General features: G+C 59.7%; 16 protein-coding genes. 7 read left to right on the top strand and 9 right to left on the bottom strand.

What is annotated here, in order from left to right:
* Positions 1-6: 6 nt before the first annotated feature.
* From CXU21_RS03075 to CXU21_RS03060, 4 genes are read right to left on the bottom strand one after another with little or no spacing between them, the layout of a single operon-like run.
* On the bottom strand, positions 7-1452 hold the full coding sequence (locus tag CXU21_RS03075; protein WP_102715915.1) for a hypothetical protein: 1446 nt from the start codon (positions 1450-1452) through the stop codon (positions 7-9).
* A complete protein-coding gene (locus tag CXU21_RS03070) occupies positions 1442-2443 on the bottom strand; it encodes a prenyltransferase/squalene oxidase repeat-containing protein (protein WP_102725013.1) in 1002 nt (333 codons plus the stop codon). The genes CXU21_RS03075 and CXU21_RS03070 overlap by 11 nt, the downstream gene beginning before the upstream one ends.
* 56 nt (positions 2444-2499) lie before the next feature.
* Positions 2500-3165, bottom strand: a complete 666-nt coding sequence (locus CXU21_RS03065) for a hypothetical protein (protein ID WP_102715919.1) — start codon at positions 3163-3165, stop codon at positions 2500-2502.
* Positions 3162-5783 (bottom strand): hypothetical protein, encoded by a 2622-nt coding sequence (locus tag CXU21_RS03060; RefSeq protein WP_146016932.1) that lies wholly within the window; start codon positions 5781-5783, stop codon positions 3162-3164. Before CXU21_RS03060 ends, CXU21_RS03065 begins: the two co-directional genes overlap by 4 nt.
* A gap of 204 nt (positions 5784-5987) precedes the next feature.
* Between CXU21_RS03060 and CXU21_RS03055 the strand changes: the two genes are divergently transcribed.
* The 7 genes from CXU21_RS03055 to ppdK all read left to right on the top strand — a co-directional run bounded on the left by CXU21_RS03055 (position 5988) and on the right by ppdK (position 17738).
* Complete coding sequence (locus CXU21_RS03055) at positions 5988-8042, top strand: methylmalonyl-CoA mutase family protein (RefSeq protein ID WP_102725011.1); 2055 nt, start codon at positions 5988-5990, stop codon at positions 8040-8042.
* A 23-nt stretch (positions 8043-8065) separates the two neighbouring features.
* Positions 8066-10210, top strand: coding sequence for a methylmalonyl-CoA mutase (gene scpA, locus CXU21_RS03050; RefSeq protein WP_102715926.1), 2145 nt, complete (start codon positions 8066-8068; stop codon positions 10208-10210).
* Positions 10211-10479: 269 nt separating this feature from the next.
* The gene (locus CXU21_RS03045; protein WP_102725010.1) at positions 10480-11373 is read left to right on the top strand and encodes a class I SAM-dependent methyltransferase; all 894 of its coding nucleotides are present in this window, start codon (positions 10480-10482) and stop codon (positions 11371-11373) included.
* Between the two features lie 95 nt (positions 11374-11468).
* Positions 11469-12557: a tetratricopeptide repeat protein gene (locus tag CXU21_RS03040; RefSeq protein WP_102725009.1), complete on the top strand. Its 1089-nt coding sequence runs from the start codon at positions 11469-11471 to the stop codon at positions 12555-12557.
* A gap of 24 nt (positions 12558-12581) precedes the next feature.
* Positions 12582-14120, top strand: coding sequence for a glucose-6-phosphate isomerase (locus tag CXU21_RS03035; protein WP_102725008.1), 1539 nt, complete (start codon positions 12582-12584; stop codon positions 14118-14120).
* Positions 14121-14326: 206 nt separating this feature from the next.
* A complete protein-coding gene (locus CXU21_RS03030; RefSeq protein WP_102715936.1) occupies positions 14327-14779 on the top strand; it encodes a hypothetical protein in 453 nt (150 codons plus the stop codon).
* A gap of 214 nt (positions 14780-14993) precedes the next feature.
* The gene (gene ppdK / locus CXU21_RS03025; RefSeq protein WP_102725007.1) at positions 14994-17738 is read left to right on the top strand and encodes a pyruvate, phosphate dikinase; all 2745 of its coding nucleotides are present in this window, start codon (positions 14994-14996) and stop codon (positions 17736-17738) included.
* A 128-nt stretch (positions 17739-17866) separates the two neighbouring features.
* On the opposite strand, the gene CXU21_RS03020 is transcribed toward ppdK, so the two are convergent.
* The 5 genes from CXU21_RS03020 to CXU21_RS03000 form a co-directional block, all read right to left on the bottom strand.
* Positions 17867-18448, bottom strand: coding sequence for a four helix bundle suffix domain-containing protein (locus CXU21_RS03020; RefSeq protein ID WP_219723151.1), 582 nt, complete (start codon positions 18446-18448; stop codon positions 17867-17869).
* A 53-nt stretch (positions 18449-18501) separates the two neighbouring features.
* Positions 18502-19080: a leucyl/phenylalanyl-tRNA--protein transferase gene (gene aat, locus CXU21_RS03015; RefSeq protein WP_102715939.1), complete on the bottom strand. Its 579-nt coding sequence runs from the start codon at positions 19078-19080 to the stop codon at positions 18502-18504.
* Positions 19077-20102, bottom strand: a complete 1026-nt coding sequence (locus CXU21_RS03010; RefSeq protein WP_146016931.1) for an A/G-specific adenine glycosylase — start codon at positions 20100-20102, stop codon at positions 19077-19079. The genes aat and CXU21_RS03010 overlap by 4 nt, the downstream gene beginning before the upstream one ends.
* Positions 20095-21027: a shikimate dehydrogenase gene (aroE, locus tag CXU21_RS03005; RefSeq protein WP_146016930.1), complete on the bottom strand. Its 933-nt coding sequence runs from the start codon at positions 21025-21027 to the stop codon at positions 20095-20097. The genes CXU21_RS03010 and aroE overlap by 8 nt, the downstream gene beginning before the upstream one ends.
* 165 nt (positions 21028-21192) lie before the next feature.
* Positions 21193-21900 carry a DUF5131 family protein gene (locus CXU21_RS03000; RefSeq protein WP_102725004.1) on the bottom strand — a complete coding sequence of 236 codons (708 nt, stop codon included), beginning with the start codon at positions 21898-21900 and terminating at the stop codon, positions 21193-21195.
* Positions 21901-21974 lie beyond the last annotated feature (74 nt).

Here is a 21974-nt window from a genome sequence, read left to right as displayed (position 1 = left end):
AGGGCATCAGGGGGTGGAGCGGGTGGGCTGTGCGGAATTCAGGAATTCCACGCGGGTGATATTTTTCAGGGGCAGTGAAATCTGGCCGAGCTGGGAATGCCGCAGGATGATTTTTCCGGAGTCCATGCTCAGGATGTCGCCATGCAGGCGGGAGCCGTCCTTCATCAGGATGCTGTGGCCCACGGGAGTACGGGAGTCATCCTTTTTTTCAGGTTCCGCGAAAAAGACCGTATCCAGATACCTGGCCGGGATGGAGAGCTCCCGGGGAATGTCCGGATATTCCTTGTCTGTGGAAAGCGTCAGTACCTTGTTCCTGCTGTTGTAGCTGCTGACGGAACCGGGAATGGCGTCCTCCTCCCTGGTCAGGACAAGATCCGTATCCGCGCTCCCGTTCTTGGTGACGGACTTGGCGCTCAGGGTGATGGAGGAGAGGGCAAGCCTGCTGATGGTCAGGGAGACGTGCCCTTCCATCTGAAGGCCGAAGGCGTCCCCCTGCAGCGGCTGTTCCGGGGGGCTGGGATCCGTCATCAGCTTGGGGGGCAGGTCTCCCACAAGCAGCTCGTAAACCTGTTCATGGTCTCCCTGCCGGGAGGCCGTCAGCCTGATGTCCACGCCTTCCGTCAGGGTAGGCGTTGGGATGTCCACTTCCCCCAGGATAATGATGCCGGACTTCTGTTCCCTGAGCAGGGTGCACTTGCCGGGGGCGATGCTCAGCATGAGCCTGTTCAGGCTGCTCCCGGAATTGGACCGGAAGGCGATATTCTCATTCCCTCCGAAGCAGAAGACAATGCCGGCGCGGTCATTGTTGCCGTCCATCGTCATGGTGGTGCGGAAGGTGAAGGAAGACGGGTCCAGGCCGATGTTCTTGTACAGGGGCGTCCAGGTGGGATAGTCGCTGTTGCCCAGCCTGTACTGGTACTTGTCACCCTGGATTTTCGGTTTCAGGGCGTTCATCAGTTTTCTTCCGGCCTGGGTGCGGTAATCCTCATCCCCCCTGTTGCTGGAATAAACCCAGCTGTTGTCAAAGATCAGGGGTTCCTGCCAGAATCCTTTTTCCTGGATGGTGTCCAGCCGGAAACCGGCCACCTGGCTGCGGGGGATGGAGCGTTCATTGCCCAGCATGTCCCGGTACTGCACCTTGTCCGGCGTGATGGAGATGATATTGCAGGGGATGATGTCCCGGTGCCCGGTAGCCATGAAAATCTTGTCTCTGGAACGGAGGTCCGGGGAGGAGGTTCCGGTGAAATAAAGGGCCCGGATTTCCGACGGGAGGATAACCGCGTTCTGGCGCATGGCCGGGTGCTTGATGACGATGCCCTGTTTGCCGTAGGAGACGATCTCTCCGCGGAGGCGGTAGTTGCTGTCCGTGACTACATCCACGACGGAATTGCCCCAGGCGGTCGGCAGGAACACCGGAGCCAGCAGGAGGGAAAGGAGGATGCTATTGTTCATAAATGGGTAGAAATCTGTAATTGAGCGCCAGGGAGAGCAGGGCCGCGGAGGTGGAGTAGGCCGCGGAATGGTCGGAAAGCCAGGACCCGTTGGGGGTCTGGGAGGCTCCCAGATAGCGCATGTTTTTATAGTTCCATTCCTTCCATGCCTCCTGGTCTGCATGGAACAGGGCCTGGGACATGTAATATTCAAAGTAGAACGGGTAGGAGGAATCCCGGTAATTCATGTTCTTTTTCAGGTAGGCCAGGGAGTCCTTGAAGGAGGGGTCCGCCTTGCGGCGCGCCAGGGACAGCGTCAGGGAGCCGATGGCCGTGAGGGTGACGCGGGGGCCCGTCGGGCTGGTATACCCGTAGGCTCCCTTCTTGTCACGGCAGGAGGCCATGTACTTGAGGCCGCGTTCAAAGGCCTCGTCCGGAACGGGAATGCCCGCGTTGCGCGCGGCAAACAGGGAGACGATCTGGCAGCCGGTCACCGTGCTGTCCGCATCCGTGGACTCCGGGGAATAACGCCAGCCGCCCGTCTTGTTCTTCTTCTGGGCGGTCAGCGTCAGGGCCACGGCTTTCCGCAGGGCGGGGCCGATGCGGTCGTCCCGCACCATGCCGTAAGCCTCAGACAGCGCCAGGGTAGCGAAGCCGTGGTTGTACATGGAATCCCCAATGTAGCCGGACCCTTTGTTCTGCTTGGCCAGGATGTAATTTACACAGCGGCGCACCATGGTGGCGTACGGGCCTGTGTTCGGGTCGTCCCCGTGGGCCAGCACGGACATGAGGCAGAAGCCGATGATGCCGGGCTCCTGCCCGTAGGTGCCTTCATAGGTTCCGTCCGTTTTCTGGGCGTTCTGGAGGTACCGGAGCCCTTTCACATACATCAGCTCCACCTGGGGCGGCACGGGGGAGGACATCCTCACGGGGGACTGGGCGGCGGCGTTCTGCGGGATAGCCGCCATGCAGCAGGCGAGGAGAAGGGTAAGGAGGATGGGGGCTTTTTTCATCGGGGAAATGGATTAATGGTTCTTCATGGGGCAGGCGCGTGCCGCGTTCATGGCGGCTACTTCTGAAGGGTCTTGTTGTAGGCGTCCAGCGCCTTGCGGAATTCGGCCGGCATGTCATCCGCGGACATGCCGGTGGATTTGGGGACGGAACGCGTTTCCGTAGCCATGTCCGGGTTGGAGACTCCTTTTTCCTGGGTGGAGGCCATGTTGGATTTCCCGTCCGCGCCATGTCCGGGATTGTTCCCCTTGCCTTTCTGGGAGCCGTTTTCTCCTTTTCCCTGGCCTTCTCCGTCCCCTTCCTGCTGCTCCATGGCCTGGGAATCACTGTCCATGCCCAGGAGCTGGCGCAGCATGTCCATCAGGGCCTGTCCTCCCGGCTTGGGTTCTCCGCCGGCGTTGGTCATCTTGGCCTTGGCAGCCTGGTAAATCAGCTCAATCACTTCCGACTGGGCGGCCAGCGTCTGGCCGCCGGTATTGTATATCTCCAGCAGGTCCACGGCGTCATTCATGGCATGGCGGCATTTTTTCAGCAGTTCCACCACTTCCTCATTGGTCTCTCCCATGATGAGGTCGGACGTGTCCGCCTGGAGTTCGTCCTGTTGCCCGGCCAGTTTGGCGGCCGTTTCCTTGTGCTTGGCGGAATATTCCGGAGCGGAATCCGGAGCGGCGGCGCAGGGCAGGGAAAGCGCCAGAATCATGGCTGGAAGGTTGGCGGTATTCATGCGGCGGGAGGGGTGGGTGCTTTGCGGTGTTCCTGTTCGGCGGCGCGGGTGCGCATGCGGATGTCCTGTTCCTGCTGGATCATGCGGATGACCTTCAGCATGAACTCAAACTCGGCGTCGGAAATGGAGTTCTGGTCTCCTCCTCCACCGCCGCCGCCACCGCCGCCGCGGTTCTTCTTATAGTCGTCTATCAGCTTGGCCCAGTGGCGCAGGGTGGAGGCGTACAGGCGGGACTCGTCAATGGAGCGCGCCGTGATCGCGTTCAGGATGTTTCCGTGCACCAGGTCCAGCTTTTCCCGGAGGGAGAAGGCGGTCATCTGGTTGTACAGATCACTGTAAATGCGTTCCTCCGTGCGGGACTTGTAGTAACTGAGGTCCTCCAGAATCCAGCCTATGTCCTGCGTGGAGGCGTTTTGAAGGGTGGCGATGGTTTCCATCTCCCGCTTGGTGGAGGGGTCCAGTTCATCCATGGTCATGCCCACGATAATGTTGATCTGGCCGGCCAGGGCGTTCGCGATGGAATCTTCCTTGCCCGCGGCCTGCTTGAGCCGCGCCACGAAGGTGCTGGCCTCCATGTCCTGCGCGGACTTGGAAAGCTGGTTCATGGCGTCCTTCAGGGCCTGGGTGGCGTCGGAATGGGAGCTCTCTCCGTCGTCCAGGTCCTTCCGGCTATCCTGCGCGGAGCGGTTCTCGGAGGCGGAGGCCCGGAACTGGTTCTGCGCCTTCTTCATGGGACCGTTGGGGATGGGTTTCAGCATGGAGATGCCCTTCATGAATTCCTTCATGCCGGCGGGATCTATCTGGGAATTGCGGGAGGCCTCCTTGAACAGGTCTTCCGAGCGGTTGAGCAGGTCGCTTAATTCACGCCTGTTGGCCTGTTCCTCGTCAGCCAGGGCATGCAGGCGCTCCTGGGTCTCCGGATTCTTCAACTCACTGCCCTCCATTCCCTTCATGCGCCTGGCCTCGTCCGTCATGGCGTCCATGCGGCGGATCATGCCTTCCAGCTCACTGGTGATGCGCTCCAGTTCGTTGCGGATCATCTGGGCATGCTCCGACTTGGAGAGGACGAAGATGATCATGGGTTCCGAATAAACGCGTTTGCCTCCGGGCTTGTAATCCTGCGTAAAGCCGCGCACGACGACGCGCTGGGGGGACAATTTCAGCGCTCTGGCCTGGAACAGGTAAGTGCCTTTCAGGCTGGTTTGCGTAGGATGGCCGTCCGCCAGCCCCTTTTCCCCGCGCAGGCCCGGGACGGGCTTGCCCGCCTTCGCCGGATCCGGAGCCGCGGAGCCGTTCTCTTCCTCGTCCTCGTAAAAAGACTTCTCCCCCTGCCATTCCACCCCCATTTCCCGGAGGCCGAAGTCGTCCGCCGCTTCCACTTCCAGTTCAATGCTGGTGTCTTCCAGCACGTAGCGGTCATTCTCCCCGCCTCTCAGGTAAATGGACGGCTGTTTGTCCTCAATGGGTTCCAGGCGTATCCGGACGGGCTGTGAGGCCGCCAGCCCGTCGCGGTCCGTCCAGGTAAGTTCTATTTCCTGCGGGTCCTTCTCCAGGCGGATATCCGGAATGATGACGCTGCTCCCCTTCACGCGGAGCGGTTTTCCCTGCGCGGTGACCGCGGACAGCAGGTTCTGGGAAGCGGTTACTTCCAGCGTCAGCGTGGAGCCTTCCGGAGCGGAAATGACCCCGGCGCGCATGGCCTCGTGCCCGTCGGGACGCGCCATATAGGCGGGGTAGGCCACCGTGGCTGTGGCGCCCAGCAGGGAGGGGCGCGCCTTCGGAATGATTTTCAGGCGGCGGGCGATGTCCCCCGCGAAGAACTCCAGCCTGTCCGGCTGCTGCATGGGCGGAATATGGATTTTATAAGCGCCATCCGCCAGGGGGGCCTGCTGGCGCACCCTGTTATGGAAGAAATATTCTCCCGTTTGCGGGCGCGACCTGGTGGTTTCCGCCAGCCGGAGTTCATACAGGAAGCTCTCCCCCAGGGGGATGACCAGGGAATCCGGCGTGGGGTTCAATTGGGTGAACGTGTAGCGTTCCGGAGGATTGAACGGGCGGAGCCAGCGTTCCAGGGCATTTCCCGCCGCTTCCGGGGTACCCAGGCATATGGCCGCCGTGCATAAGGCCAGGATGGCCAGCAGGACGAACAGCTTTTTGTGGCTGGGCCTGGGAATGTTCACCGTCAGGTCCCGCGCGGAAACTTCACGGGCCACCTGTTCCATGGCGGCCGCTTTCAATTTTTCAGAACTGTACTGGTAGCCGTACTTTTCGGAATCCAGTTCAATGACGCCCAGGAGCCGGTCGCCCAGGGCCGGATCAGTCCGGGAAATCAGGCGCGCGAGCTGGGCCTCCTTGCGCCGCTGCCACACCCACCGGAAACTCCACAGGGGGATGAAAACCGCCAGGCCGCCCACGGCGGTGAAAAAAAGAATCCAGCCCACGGCGGAGGGCGTTTCCCACAACCTGTCGGAGAGATACAGGAAAAGATAGGAGAGGATCACGGCAATGCCTGCAAGGCATGCGGCTTCCAGCATCTTAACCGTTCTGAGACGGCGCCGGAAGGAGTGAAGCTGCCTGACCAGCTGGTCAGGGAGTTTAACGGTAGTTGAGGAGGGCATGCTTAATCCCGGTATTTACGCTAATTACATCGTTTTTGCAAGCTCGCCGCGCGTGATGGAGTAAATTCACATTCATGGGGCTTGAAGTGTTTTTCTCGCTGGACTTTATAGTTTGATTTCCTAAAATAACGCTGCGCTTTAAATCTGGCCTGGTTTGCGCATGACTAAAAACCAACATATTAGGCCTTACCCATTGACTTCGCCATGCAACAGGGAAACAAAACAACGGCTCCGGAGGTTGACTTCGGAGAATTCGCACCAGCCACATACGCCGAATGGCGTGAGGCAGCCGTCGCTGCCTTGAAAGGGGCTGACTTTGACAAAAAGCTTTTCACCAAGCTTGTGGAGGGAATCACCCTGCATCCCATCTATAACAAGTGGGACGAACACGCTCCGGTGATGCCTGCCGGGCAGTTCCCGTACCGCCGCGGCACGCGTGCGCTGGGCTACATGGAAAAGCCCTGTGAAATTGCCCAGAGCATTCCTGCCTCCACCCCGGAAGATTTCAACAGCAAGCTGCTGCATGACCTGGACCGCGGCCTCACTGCCGTGAACGTCCAGCTTAACTGCAAGTGCGGCCTGAAGCTGCGCAAGCAGGCTGACTGGAATACCGCCCTCAAGGGCATCCAGCTTGACAAGCAGCCTGTCTACATCACCCCCGGCTCCTGCGGCCTGGGCACTTTCTCCATGTTCCTGAACACGTACAAGGCCGCCGGCTTCAACACGGCGGACCTGAAGGGCGGCGTTTTGTACGACCCGGTGGGCAAGGCCGTGATGAAAGGCTCCCTCTGCGGGGGGAAGGGCATCTGCGCCTACTATGACCAGATGGCCGTGATGACCAAATGGGCCGTTGCCAATGCTCCCGCCTTTCAGACCATCGGCGTCAGCGGACTGCCTTATGCGGACTCCGGCGCTTCCGCCTTTGAAGAAGTGGGCGCCATGCTGGCGACTGCCGTGGCCTACCTGCGCGCCATGGAGGAACGCGGTATTTCCGTGGATGAAGCCGCCGCGCACATGCGCTTTACGGTCTCCGTCGGCGCCAACCTGTTCCTGGAAATCGCCAAGATCCGCGCCCTGCGCGAACTCTGGGCCATCATTGTAAAGGAATGCGGCGGCAATGAAGAAACCGCCAGGATCAGGCTTCATGCCCGCACCTCCTTCTGGACCCTCTCCAAGGTGGACCCCTGGGTCAACCTGCTGCGCGGTTCCGCCCAGGCCTTCTCCGCCATCATGGGCGGCGTGGACAGCATTGACGTGCTTCCCTTTGACTCCGCCGTGCGCATGCCTGACGAATTCTCCCGCCGCATTGCCCGCAACTGCCCGCTGATCTTGCTGGGCGAATGCAACCTGGACAAGGTGGTAGACCCCGCCGGCGGTTCCTGGTACCTGGAAAACCTGACGGACGAAGTCTCCCGGAAAATCTGGGACGTCTTCCAGGGAATTGAAAAGGAAGGCGGCATCATCAAGGCCCTCAAGGCCGGTTCCATTCAAAAGAGCGTGAACGCTACCGCCGCCAAGCGCTATCAGCTGGCCGACCAGCGCCGCCAATCCATCGTGGGCGTCAACCAGTATGTCAACCTGGCTGAGAAAAAACTGGAAACGCCGGAAGGCTCCGCCTGCGCCGCTCCCAAGGGCCACGGCTGCTGCAAGAATGCGGACGTACAGCTCCCGGACGTGGAAATGAGCGTGGACTCCGCCTGCAAGGCCGCCAGTGAAGGCTTCTCCACCTGCCTCATCAACAAGGCCCTGGTGGCCGGCGCCGACTGCAAGTGCGGCGAACCGCTGGAAATGGAAGCCCTGCCGAAGCGCCGCCTGGCGGAACGCTTTGAATCCCTGCTTGCCAAGGCCGATGCCTGGGTGGAGGAAAAGGGCTCACGCCCGATGGTGTTCTTTGCCAACATGGGCCCGCTGCGCCAGCACAAGGCCCGGGCGGACTTCTCCCGCGACTTTCTGCGCGCCGGCGGCCTGGACGTGGTTTACCCGTCCGGCTTCCAGACTCCGGAAGACGCGGCCAAGGCGGCTGCGGAAAGCGGCTGCGCCGTGTGCGTGATCTGCTCCACGGACGACACCTATCCGGAAATCGTTCCCGCCTTCTGCAAGGCGCTCAAGGAAATCAAGCCGGACATGATGGTGGCCCTTGCCGGTTATCCGGCGGACCATGTGGAAGCGTTCAAGGAAGCCGGCGTGGATATCTTCATCCATGTCAAGGCCAACTGCTACGACACCGTTGAAGCCATCCAGAACAAGATCGGCCTCTAAAAACCACCAACCTATTTCATTCAATGAGCAATATTCCTGATTTTGCATCCGCCTCCTATCCTGAAATCAAGGCTGGTGCCCCGGCTGCGGCTTCCGAAACGGAAACGTGGATGACCAATGAACAGATTCCCGTGCCGCCCACCTACTCGGAAAGCGTGTACGACGACTGCCTGCACCTGGACTTTACCGCCGGTGTGGCCCCCAACCTCCGCGGACCGTACGCCACCATGTACGTGGCCCGTCCCTGGACCGTGCGCCAGTACGCCGGCTTCTCCACGGCGGAGGAATCCAACGCCTTCTACCGCCGCAACCTGGCGGCGGGCCAGAAGGGCCTTTCCATCGCCTTTGACCTGGCGACGCACCGCGGCTATGACTCCGACCACCCCCGCGTGGTGGGTGACGTGGGCAAGGCCGGCGTGGCCGTGGACTCCATCCTGGACATGGAAATCCTCTTCAAGGGCATTCCGCTGGACAAGATGTCCGTTTCCATGACCATGAACGGCGCCGTGCTGCCCGTGCTGGCCTTCTACATCGTGGCCGCCCAGGAACAGGGCTGCACGCTGGACCAGCTCTCCGGCACGATCCAGAACGACATTCTCAAGGAATACATGGTGCGCAACACCTACATCTATCCGCCTGATCCCTCCATGAAAATCATTGCGGACATCTTTGAGTTCACCTCCAAGTACATGCCCAAGTTCAACTCCATTTCCATCTCCGGCTACCACATGCAGGAAGCCGGCGCCACGGCGGACCTGGAAATGGCGTACACGCTTGCGGACGGCCTGGAATACGTGCGCACCGGGATCAAGGCCGGCATTGACATTGACGCCTTTGCCCCGCGCCTCTCCTTCTTCTGGGCCCAGGGCAAGAACTACTTCATGGAAGTGGCCAAAATGCGCGCCGCCCGCGTGCTGTGGGCCAAGCTCATCAAGCAGTTCAATCCCAAGAACCCGAAGTCCCTGGCCCTGCGCACGCACTCCCAGACTTCCGGCTGGTCCCTCACGGAACAGGACCCGTTCAACAACGTGACCCGCACCTGCATTGAAGCCCTGGCCGCCGCCTGCGGCCACACGCAGTCCCTGCACACGAACTCCCTGGACGAAGCGATCGCCCTGCCGACGGACTTCTCCGCCCGCATCGCCCGCAACACCCAGCTCCATCTTCAGGATGAAACCACCATCTGCAAGGTGATTGACCCGTGGGGCGGCTCCTACTACGTGGAATACCTGACCAATGAGCTTATCCGCAAGGGCTGGGCCCACCTTCAGGAAGTGGAAAAACTCGGCGGCATGGCCAAGGCCATTGAAACCGGGCTGCCCAAGATGCGCATTGAAGAAGCCGCGGCGCGCCGCCAGGCCGCCATTGACTCCGGCAAGGAGCCCATCATCGGCGTCAACAAATACCGTCTGGAACAGGAAGCCAAGATGGACATTCTGGAAGTGGACAACACCACCGTCCGGGACGCCCAGATCGCCCGCCTGCAGAAGCTGCGCGCGGAACGTGACTCCGCCGCGTGCGAAGCCGCGCTGGAAGCCCTGTCCGAATGCGCCCGCACGGGTGAAGGCAACCTCCTTGACCTTGCCATCAAGGCGGCCAAGGCCCGCGCCTCCCTGGGTGAAATCTCCTCCGCCCTGGAAAAACACTTCGGGCGCCACAAAGCACCAATCAAACTCATTACCGGCGTGTACGCTCAAACCTATGGTCAAGATCCGCTGGTGGAGGAAGTCCGCAAGATGACGGACGACTTCGCCGAACGCACGGGGCGCCGTCCCCGCATCCTCGTCGCCAAGATGGGCCAGGACGGCCACGACCGCGGCGCCAAGGTGGTCTCCTCCGCCTATGCCGACCTCGGCTTTGACGTGGACGTAGGCCCGCTCTTCCAGACGCCGGAAGAAACCGCCAAAATGGCGATTGAAAACGACGTGCACATGATCGGCATGAGCTCCCTGGCCGCCGGCCACAAGGTTCTGCTGCCCGCCCTGGTGGAGGAACTTGCCAAGCAGGGGCGTCCGGACATCCTGGTCTTCTGCGGCGGCGTCATTCCCGCCCAGGACTATGACTTCCTGAGGGAACACGGCGCGGTGGCCATCTTCGGCCCTGGCACCAACATCCCGGAAGCCTCCAAGGAAATCATGGAAGCCCTCAACGAGCAGTACGCCGACTAAGGCCCTCGTTGGGAAAACAGCCTCAATCCTTAGGGAGCCGGATCACGGGATCCGGCTCCCTTTTTTTGTGAGCTCCCCGGACTCTCTCCATGGGGGAATGGCAGTGAATAGACCTGATGGACAGAATGGACTTAATCTTTACTTTGTCCATGAAGTCCATGAAGTCCATTTCCGCGGCAATGGAACAGCCCTGCACCCACAGAATTCTCCCCTCTCTTTATTGCTTTTGCATTGCCCCCCGTCGTCAAATTCCGTAATCTCGCCCAGCCGTGAGCCGCACCTACCGCCATTGCCTGGACTGTAAAAAGGAATTGATTCCCGCTGATACCGACATCTTCCGCGTGATTGACGGGGAAGGAGACGGTCGCCCGGACGTATTTGCGGACCAGATGGGAGACCGCGTTCTGGTCTCCACGCGGGACTGCTCCATCCCTGCGGATTTGGAGCGCGAACTCCGGGAACTGGATATCCCCGTGTTCCACAAAAGGCTGGAACAGAATCAGAAGGAAGCGCCCGTGCAAATAGCCGGACCGGAACTCCCCCTGCAATTCACGGTCACGGAGCAGGGCGTGCGTTTCAAGATAGACATGTCCACCGGTTATTCCCAGGGAATCTTTCTGGACCAGCGCGACCACCGCCGCCGGGTGAGGGAACGGAGCGGTCCCGGCATGAGGGTGCTGAACACCTTTGCCTACACGGGGGCCTTTTCCGTTTATGCTGCCCTGGGAGGGGCTCAGACGACCACGCTGGACCTGGCTCAGCCGTGCCTGGACTGGGCCAGGGAAAACTTCAGCCTGAACGGCATTGACCCCGCCACCCAGTATTTCTGCAAGGGGGACGTGCGCCGCTGGCTGGAACGGTTCTCCAGGCAGGGCCGCACCTTCCACGGCATTATTCTGGACCCCCCCACCTTCTCCCGGGATGACCGGGGAAGGGTGTTCCGGGTGGAATCCCACTATGGGGAACTGGTGGCCCAGGCGCGCGAATGCCTGGAACCCGGCGGCTGGATGCTGTGCACCAGCAATTGCCGCAAGCTGAGCCACGCGGACTTCCGCAGGATGGTGGCGGAAGCCGTTCCGGGCTTCCGGCTGACCCATGATTCCATGCCCCCGGACTTCACGGGGGAGGATTATCTGAAAAGATTGTGGATAGATTGGAAATAAATATTTTATGAAAATTTTTCCTCACTTCCGCTGACGCATTTTATCCTTTTGAAAACCGTCCCGGTCTGGTAGGAAACCGCCCAATTACTTTTTCCATGAAAAAACTAGCCTATGTTGCGGGACTCTTCGCGCTTACGTGCGCCCCTCTGCTTGCCGCCCTGTATGAAAACCTGGAAGTGGGAATGGACAAGGACCAGGTGCTGAAAACCCTGAGGCAGAGCAAGCAGCTTGAAGGGCCGCCCACGGATGCCCTCCTTTCACGCACCGGCCTCAACGGCGTATTTAAGACCAGGCAGTCCATCGGCGGCCAGACCTTTTCCCTGAACTTTGACTATGACCCCTCCGGCGGTTTGAGGGCCGTTGTTTTCTACTCCCGCAGCAAATGCCGCGGTTCCGAGTATGAAACCAAGCTGAAATCCGCCTACAAGGCGCTTCTGGTGGGCCTGACGGAAAAGTTCGGGGAGCCGGCGAACATGCCGGAATGGGTGGCCAAGGAATCTCTCCAGGAAGGCCGCATCCAGTACATGCACATGTGGAGGGTGTCTCCCGGCGTCTTCCTGATGTCCGGCCTGGGCAACATGGGAGCCATGGAGGGATACTTCCCCATTTTCCGCTTTTCCGGGCCGTCCGGCATGCCCCCCAAGTCCAAAAGGGACCGGGAGGAACTGAAAAGGGAATGGGCCGCCATTCCGGAATTCCCCGGCTTGAAGGAAGCCGAGCTCCACATCTCCGACGCCGTGCGCGCCATGGGCTCCAAAAAATATGAGGACGCCTTTGAATGCTTCCAGCAGGCGGCGGAGCTGGGCAGCCCCCGCGGCTACTGGGGCATGGCGTTCCTGTCTGAGCTGGGCAAATACGGCGTGAAGAGGGACAAGAAAAAAGCGGATGAAATGAACCGCAAGGCCGCTGCTGCGGGATATGCCGCCTCCGCCTCCAAATTCGGCGCCACGTGGCCGGATGCCGCGCGGGCCCTGGGCCTCTCCGCCGCGGCAGCCAGGGAACAGCTCCATATGCGCCAGCGGGCGGCTGCGGAAGGCTATGCCTCGGAACAATACAACATGGGCATCATGTACCACACCGGTTTTGGCATGCCCAAGGACCCTGCCAAAGCCCGTGAATGGTTCCAGAAGGCGGCGGACCAGGATGACGTGCAGGCTAAAAGCATCCTGAAAAAACTCCAGTAACTCTTTTTCCAATCCATTACTATCATGAGCCTATACGCACAACAACTCGTTCGCTACCCTGAACTGGGCATCTCCCTTGACTTCTCCAAACTCCCGCTGGATGACGCCTTCCTGTCCTCCATGCAGGGGCGGATAGACAGGGCGTTCGCCGACATGAAGGCGCTGGAATCCGGCGCCATTGCCAACCCGGATGAAAAACGCATGGTGGGCCACTACTGGCTGCGCAACTCCGCACTGGCTCCCACGCCGGAACTGAAAGCCGCCATTGACGCTCCTCTGGCGGACGTCAAGGCCTTTGGCCGGGACATTTTGGAAGGCAAAATCACACCTCCCGGCGCGGAACAGTACTCCGCCGCCCTTGTCATCGGCATCGGCGGTTCCGCTCTTGGCCCGGAACTGGTGGCAGATGCCATCCCGGCCGCCGGGCTGGATATGTTCTTCCTGGACAACACGGACCCGGACGGCATGTACAAGGTGCTGGAAACCCTGCCGCTGGAAGAAACGCTCGTCGTCGTCATCTCCAAGTCCGGCGGCACGCCGGAAACCCGCAACGGCATGCTGGTGGCCCAGGACTTCTTCAAGAAAAACGGCGTGGAATTCGCGCCCCAGGCTGTTGCCGTCACGGGCGTAGGCTCCAAACTGGACAAGACGGCTGAAACGGAAGGCTGGCTCAAGCGCTTCCCGATGGAAGACTGGGTGGGCGGCCGCACGTCCGTCATGTCCGTAGTGGGCCTGGTTCCTGCCGTACTTCAGGGCGTGGACGTGGATGAACTGTTGGAAGGAGCGCGCCTGATGGATGAAAAGACCCGCCGGGACTGCGTGAAATGCAACGCCTCCATGAAGCTGGCGCTGGCCTGGTACAAGGCCACCAACGGCAAGGGGGAAAAGGACATGGTGGTTCTTCCTTACAAGGATGCCCTGGTGCTCTTCTCCAAATACCTTCAGCAGCTCATTATGGAATCCCTCGGCAAAAGGCTGGACCTGGACGGCATTGAAGTCTGCCAGGGCATCTCCGTATATGGCAACAAGGGTTCCACGGACCAGCACGCCTATGTGCAGCAGCTCCGCGACGGCGTGAACAACTTCTTCGCCACCTTCATTGAAGTGCGGGAATGTTCCGCGGATGCGGTGGAAGTGGAAGCGGGCGCCACCTGCGGAGACTTCCTCCAGGGCTTCCTGCGCGGCACCCGCCAGGCTCTGGCGGAATCCGGCCGTTCCTCCATCACCATCTCCATCCCGGAAGTGAACGCCAAGACGCTCGGCATGCTGGTCGCCCTGTTTGAGCGCGCCGTCTCCTTCTATGCCTCCCTGGTAAACATCAACGCCTACCACCAGCCCGGCGTGGAAGCCGGCAAAAAGGCCGCGGGCACCTTCCTGGCCCTGCTGGGCAAGGTAAGGGCGGCCCTTGGCTCCACCCCGGAAACCGCCGCCCAGGTGGCTGCCCGGCTGGATGCGGACCAGGAAGCCGTGTACCACTGCCTGGTGCACATCGCCTCCAGTGATTCCTCCGTCAAGTGGGTCCAGTCCTCCTGCGCGGATGAAGACACCTTCTGCAAGGCGTAAAAATAAAAAACATATTCCTTCCCACGGACGCTTATCTGGTTGATAAGCGTCCGCTTTTCATTTACAAGGAAACGCCCCTGTGAAGCCTGCCGCCGCTGCTGGCGTCTTTGTGAATCCTTAAAGCTGTTTTGAAGACCCCCATCTTCAGGCGGACAATTTATCCGTTCCGGAAAACTCGGGTTAATTTAATATTCTCTCTCAAGATCATGAAACCTATCCTTCTGGCGGGAAGCTGCCTGCTGGTTCTTTCCTCCTGCTCCATTACCCAGGAAAGCCCTGTGAACATAAAAGGCGTTCCAAACGTTTTTTCTTCCACCGCCTCGCAAGAATTGCAGAGGGCAGGGGAGGAAGCCTGCCGCAAGGCCGGGTATAGTAACCTCAGTTCCAATATTCTGGTTTTTTCCACGGATGTATCTTACTATTTTTTGGGTTCGTGGAGCGTGGACCGGGTGGCAAGGAAACAAAAGGAGATAAGGTATAATTCGGAACCTCCCAATGTACGGATCAAGGGTAAAATGACGGTAGCCCGCACCCGGAATTATAGAATCCCGGGGATCATTCTTCCATTACTCCGTTGGACGGGCGGCACCATTTATGTGGAATGTCCGGTGGATATCCTTTATTACGAGCCGGATTCCTCCTTCCGGGAATCGCTTTGAAAAATGGAGCCGGGAGCACGGAGGCGGGGAGAAAAAGCGGAAGGTATTTTTCCCTAAAAACCATAGAAAACATTTCCGTTTTCCTTACAATTTCGAGTTGACAAAGCGAGGGGCGGCGGGCATCCTTACTCGACCCTAACTCGCTATCGGGTCTTTTGTTGGCTCCTGTGGTTGATGTTTGGGCAGAATCATTAATTCGACTACAATAATCGATATGTCCACCAATTCCTGCGCATGCAGCGCATCTACTGACAAATTCGTCTATTCCTTCGGCGGAGGGTCCGCCGACGGCAATGGCAGCATGAAAAATCTTCTGGGCGGCAAGGGCGCCAACCTTGCGGAAATGGCCCGAATCGGCCTTCCTGTCCCTCCCGGATTCACCATTACCACGGAGGTCTGCACTTACTACTACGATCACGAATGCACCTATCCCGCCCAGCTTGACGCGCAGATCAAGGAAGGCGTCGCCAGGATGGAACAGATCCTGGGCCGCAAGTTCGGCGATACGGAAGCCATGCCCATGCTGGTGGCCGTGCGTTCCGGCGCCCGCGAATCCATGCCCGGCATGATGGACACGATTCTGAACCTCGGCCTGAATGAAAAATCCGTGGAAGCCATGGTAAAGGCCACGGGCAACCCCCGCTTCGCATGGGACTGCTACCGCCGCTTCGTCCAGATGTACGGCGATGTGGTGCTGGGCGTGCAGAAAAACCCGGATGAAGACCACGAACCCTTTGAAGCCGCCATCGCCGCCATCAAGGAAGAACGCTACGGCAGCCCGGATGTGGAAGACACCAAGCTCTCCGCGGACGACCTGAAGGAACTGGTCTCCCGCTTCAAGGCGCTGGTGCTGGAACGTACCGGCCATGAATTCCCGGAATGCCCCTGGGAACAGCTTCAGGGCGCCATCGGCGCCGTGTTCGGTTCCTGGAACAATGACCGCGCCATCGTTTACCGCCAGAAATACGGCATCCCGTCCGAATGGGGCACCGCCGTCAACGTGCAGGCCATGGTGTTCGGCAATACGGGTGAAGAATCCGGTTCCGGCGTGGCGTTCACCCGCAACCCCGCCTCCGGCGAAAACGAATTCTACGGTGAATTCCTGATGAACGCCCAGGGTGAAGACGTGGTGGCCGGCGTGCGTACGCCCGCTCCCGTAGCGGCCCTTCACGACGTGATGCCCGCCGCCTTCAATGAACTGATGCGCATCCGCGAAGTGCTGGAAAACCACTTCCACGACATGCAGGACTTTGAATTCACCATTCAGGACCGCACCGTGTACATGCTCCAGACCCGCAACGGCAAGCGCACCGGCGTAGCAGCCTTCCGCATCGCCTGTGAAATGGTGGAGCAGGGCCTGATCGACTGGAAAACCGCCGTGCGCCGCATCCCCGCGGACCAGGTGGACCAGCTGCTGACCCCCATCTTTGACCGTGAAGCCATCAAGCAGGCCAAGATGCTCACCCGCGGCCTTCCCGCCGGCCCCGGCGCCGCCACCGGCCGCATCTACCTGAACGCGGAACGCTGCGTGGAAGCTGCGGACAACGGTGAAAAAGTGCTTCTGGTTCGTCTGGAAACCTCTCCGGAAGACCTGCGCGGCATGATTGCCGCTGAAGGCATCCTGACCGCCCGCGGCGGCGTTTCCTCCCACGCGGCCCTCGTCGCCCGCCAGATGGGCAAGGTCTGCGTCTGCGGCGCTGATGAAGTCATCGTGGACTACAACACCCGCACCGTCACCGTTGGAGGCATGACCTTCAATGAAGGCGACTACATGTCCATCGACGGAACGAGCGGCCTGGTGTACGCCGGCAAGGTGGAAACCTCCCCCTCTGAAATCATCCAGGTTCTGATCTCCAAGACCATGAAGCCGGAAGACAGCCGCACCTACCAGAACTTCGCCAGGCTCATGCAGTGGTGCGACGACTGCACGAAGATGAAGGTCCGCACCAACGCGGACTCCCCCTCGCAGACGGAAGCCGCCCTCGCCTTTGGCGCCACGGGTATCGGCCTCTGCCGCACGGAGCACATGTTCTTTGAAGGGGACCGCATCGACTTCGTCCGTGAAATGATCCTCTCCACCAAGAAGAGCGACCGCGTGGCCGCCGTCTCCAAGCTCCTTCCCTACCAGAAGGGCGACTTCAAGGGCATCTTCAAGGCGCTCAAGGGCCTGCCGGGCACCATCCGCCTGCTGGACCCCCCCCTGCACGAATTCCTTCCCCAGACGAAGGAACAGCAGCTTGACCTGGCCCAGAAGATCGGCATGCCCGTGGAAGTCATCATGCGCCGCGTGGCTGAGCTCCATGAGTTCAACCCGATGCTCGGCCACCGCGGCTGCCGCCTTGGCATCGCCTACCCGGAAATCACGGAAATGCAGGCCCGCGCCATCTTTGAAGCCGCTGTGGAAGTCTCCCAGGAAGAAGGCTTCTCCGTGGTGCCTGAAATCATGGTTCCCCTGGTTGCCTTCAAGAAAGAGCTGGACATCCAGAAAGCCATCATTGACAAGGTGGCCAAGCAGGTATTTGAAGAAAAGGGCGCCAAGGTGGACTACCTCGTAGGCACCATGATTGAAATCCCGCGCGCCGCTGTCACGGCTGACGAAATCGCGGAAACCGCCCAGTTCTTCTCCTTCGGCACCAATGACCTGACCCAGACGGGCCTGGGCATGAGCCGCGACGACTCCGGCTCCTTCCTGCCGCAGTACCAGGAACTGGAAATCATCAAGAAGAACGTCTTCGCCTCCATTGACCAGGCTGGCGTCGGCAAGCTGATGAAGATTGCCGTGGAACTCGGCCGCTCCACCCGTCCGGACATCAAGCTGGGCATCTGCGGTGAACACGGCGGCGACCCCGCCTCCGTCAAGTTCTGCAACACGCTGGGCCTGACCTACGTGAGCTGCTCCCCCTACCGCGTCCCGACCGCCCGTCTGGCCGCCGCCCAGGCAGCTCTGGAACAGGCGTAAGCCTTTTTTGTTAAGGGTTAATAGACAGCCCGTGGTTCTCCGGAACCACGGGCTTTTTTGTGGAGACGGGGGAGGGATGGACTAAAGGGACTTGATGGACGGAGTGGACCAAATATTAAATAAGAAGATTATTTGCCCCGGTATTTGCGCTGCTCCATGCGTGCGCGGGTCATGCGTTCACGGATGCCGCCGTTCTGCATGAAATCCTTTTCCTGGGCTTGAATCAATTTAGCAAGCAGGCCAAGGGCTACGTTAATGAGGATAACGGCTGTATTTGCCCCAAAATGGTCCGGGCGGAAATTCCTGTGCTTGCCCACCCACCGGATAACTTCCTGTGCGGAAGGAAACCTGGCCCTGATCAGCTCTTGCGCGTAAAGGCTGTTATTTTCCCACTGTTCCAGTCCCCGCTGGCGCAGATAGGAAAGGTAGTCTTCCTTTAGTTCCTGAAGGCTTCCCTTGGCGATTCCCGTCAGTTTCAATTCAGACGCTTTGCTGACTCCTGAATCCACGCTCCCTTCCGCGATATTCTGCATGCCGGAACGGGCTGCCTGAACCATCTGGTCATAAGTCCGTCCTTGGTTTTTCACGTATTTATTGCAGAACCGGAAGGTGAAATCATAAATGATCTCCGCAATCCGGTACACCACCAGATTCCTGTATCCTCCATGCTTGGGAATAAATCCATGAGACATTCCGTCCATGGAGTTCATCCTGTCCATTTATTCCCATTTTGTCCATTAAAATAATAAAATACCAAACTTCCTCACCCCTCCAGCGCCCTCTTCAGCAGCTTCCGGTATTCCCCCGCCGGAACCTCGTACGTGCCGAATTTCAGCAAATGCGGCGTAGTCCACTGCGTATCCAGAAAAAGGAACTGGTGCGCACGCAGGTACTGCACCAGGGCCACCAGCGCAATCTTGCTGGCGTCCGTTTTCCGGTGAAACATGCTCTCCCCGAAGAACGCCTTCCCCAGGGAAACCCCGTAAAGTCCCCCCTGCAATCCTTCCTCATCCCAGCATTCCACGCTGTGGGCAAAGCCCATCTCGTGAAGCCTGCCATACACCTCCTCAATCTGCCCGTCTATCCATTGTTCCTCCGGTTCGTCCGTCCGGGCGCAGGCATGGACCACCTCCGGAAAGGCGGCGTCCATTCGTATTTCAAAAGGTTTCTTTTTCAGAATCCGCTTGAGTCCGTGCGGAAGGTGGAAGCGGTCATCCAGAGGAATCAGGGCGCGGGGGTCCGGTTCATAGAAGGAGATTTCCCCCGTTTCCGGATCCGCCATGGGAAAACACCCCTGGCAGTAGGCGGAAAGAACCAGTTCCGGTGTCAGTTCAGGAGTCATCTGATTTGGTCCAGCAATTTGCCTAGAATGGGGGAATTCAGGGCCTTGCGGTCCGGGGAGGCCATGGGCAGCTCGTGCACCTTGTCCAGGGGGACCAGTTCCTCCCCTTCCTGAAAGGCCGGGGATTCCGTCACATGGTGGATGTAGCGGGTTACCTTGTAGCGGGTGACGCTGTAGGTCTGTTTCAGCACATGGGGCAGGGAAAGGGTATGGTCATCCTCCCGCTGGGGGAAGCGGTACATCCCGGCGTGGCGTTTTCCTTCCGGGCATTTTGCCAGCAGGATGGACTTGCTGCGGAGGTACAGAATGTCGTGGTGCTCCACCCGCGTGATTTCCGGTTTGGGATTCTTGACGGGGAGCGTTTCCGGCTGTTCCGCGGAGCAGAAGGAGCGGACGGGGCACAGCAGGCAGTCCGGCGCGCTGATCCTGCAATAGGTCTGCCCCAGCTCCATGATGGCGGAATTGAATTCACGGGCATGTTCCGGGTCCACCAGGCTTTCCGCCCGGGTCCACAGGTACTTCAGGCCTTCCGTGGAATCCACGGGCACGGAATAATTGTCAATGCGGGCCAGTACGCGCGCCACGTTGGCGTCCACGATGGGGGCCGCCTTGTTGAAGGCGAAGGAAAGAAGAGCCCCCGACGTATACGGGCCGATGCCCGGCAGGCGTTTCAGCCCTTCCGGGTTGTCCGGGAACTCTCCGCCGAATTCGTGGACAATCTCCCTGGCGATGGCCTGGAGGGAACGCACGCGGCGGTAATACCCCAGCCCCTCCCAGGAGCGCAGGGCCGTCTGTTCGTCCACGGCGGCCAGATGCCCCGGAGTGGGAAACTGGCGCATCCACCGTTCATACCTTCCCAGAACGGTGGGAATGGTGGTCTGCTGGAGCATCAGCTCGGAAACCAGGATGTGCCACGGGTCCGTGGTCCGGCGCCACGGGTAATCCTTCCCCTCCCGCCGGAACCACTCCACCAGCGCCTTCTGGAACGCCCGGAGGTCAAAATCTGGAGCGGAGTCAGGCATGCTTTTGTTCCAGGGCTTGGCGCATGGCGGAGATGTCCGGCTTGATGCCGAACCAGCGTTCAAAGGACAGGGCTCCCTGGTGAACCAGCATGGAAAGGCCGTTGGAGACCCTGGCTCCCTGGAAGCGGGCTTCCATCTGGAACGTGTCGTCATGCGTCTGTAAATCATACACCAGGTGGTGGGCGGAGAGCAGGGCCGGCGGCACGGGGGACGGGTCCGTGGGCTTCAGGCCCAGGGAAGTAGCGTTCACAATCAGGTCCGCTTCCGCCACGGCGGCGTTGAAGCGCGGCGTGTTGTTCAGGTGGGCCGCCAGGCGGTCGGAAGCGCCTTCCAGCCTGTGTTCGTCAATAAAGAAGGAATTCAGCCTGTCCTTCAGGGACTGGAGCTTTTCTTCCGATCTTCCGGCCAGTGTCAGACGCTCGCAGTGCTGCATGGCGCAGGTGTACGCCAGGGCCAGTCCGGCTCCGCCGCAGGCGCCCAATAGAACAACCTTCAGATCGCGCAGGTCCACAGAGAATTCCTCCCGGATGGCGCGCGCAAAGCCCGGGCCGTCCGTATTGAAGCCGGAAACGGAGCCGTCTTTCTGAAAGACGAGCGTATTGACGGAGCCTGTGGCGCGGGAAAGGGCATCCGTATCGTCGCACAGGGAACACGCCGCCTGCTTGTGGGGCACCGTTACGTTGGCGCCGGTGAATCCCTTCTCACGGAGCAGGCGCACCACGTCCGCGAACTCTTCCGGAGAAGCCTGGATGCGGATGTAGCGCGCACGGATGCCCGCGGCATCCAGCGCGGCCTGCTGCATGGCGGGGGATTTGGAATGGGAGATGGGGAAGCCGATCACGGCCAGTCTGGCGGGAACGGGTTCTCCGGCATCAAACGGATGTTCTTCATCCAGAAGATCGGCCAGGGTGTAGTAGGGTTTCATGGAAAGATAGAGGAACAGCCTCAGGCGTTCACGCTGTACTATGAATAAAATTCCGCCGGATTTCAAGGCAAACGCCGATCATTCCTTCTTCCGGGCGTTTTTTGCCCCGTAGTCCGGAACGCGAGGAGGCGGCGCTGTTTTTTCCGCCGCCCACCGGGCAGGAGGTCAGCAGTTGATGCCGGCCTTCTTCGCCTGGCTGCATAGTTGCCTGACGTGCAGACGGTACATTTTCCCGTCTTTGATGAAGTGTGTCCCGCATTGCCTGAAGTCAAAATGGACCTTGCTCCGGATGCATTGTTCCCGGATGGATAAGACCCATTCATAATTCAGGGGCCTGGCGCAGCTGTTGGATTCTCCGCCTGCGACGACCAGTTCAATCTGGTTTAAATACGGGGCCAGGTCCACCTGCTCAAGAAGCGGCTGGCAAATGATGTTTTTATGCTTGATGGGAAGCTTGTTGAAGATGGGGAGCCTGAAATCCGCCCTGTCCTGGTTTTCCACCGTGCAGCCTACGGTGACGTTGTCATAGCCGTCCGCCCAGTCACCGGGGATGCATTCCATGAACCGTTCAATTCTTTTGGTCAGGAAAATAAAATTCAGGTCCCGGCGTTCCCGGATCATGTCCCAGCATTCGCCGCGCCACGGGTCCGCCTCCCGGATGAGAAAATCCGTGGAGAAGCCCAGATACACGGTCTGGCCGGATTTCATTCTGTAATCTCCCTTTTTATTCTTCAGCACGGGGGCATGGAACTTGTCCGTTTTCACGATCTCGTCCGTATTCATTCCCCTCCGTCTGTCGGCTTGATGAATATAACAGAATTTGCACCCGGCGCTGTACCGGTGGCATCCGCGCCATGGGTTCCACATAGCCATTTGATTGATTCTGATGGATTGGAGCTGGGGAAAACATCAGCAAGGCGGAACCCGGAAGCTGGCCGGGTTCCGCC

It is taken from the genome of Akkermansia muciniphila, from assembly GCF_002884975.1.
In the GTDB taxonomy this organism is placed as follows: domain Bacteria; phylum Verrucomicrobiota; class Verrucomicrobiia; order Verrucomicrobiales; family Akkermansiaceae; genus Akkermansia; species Akkermansia muciniphila_C.
The sequence above is the reverse complement of the archived record's forward strand: the minus strand, read 5'-3'. Positions and strand labels throughout refer to the sequence as shown.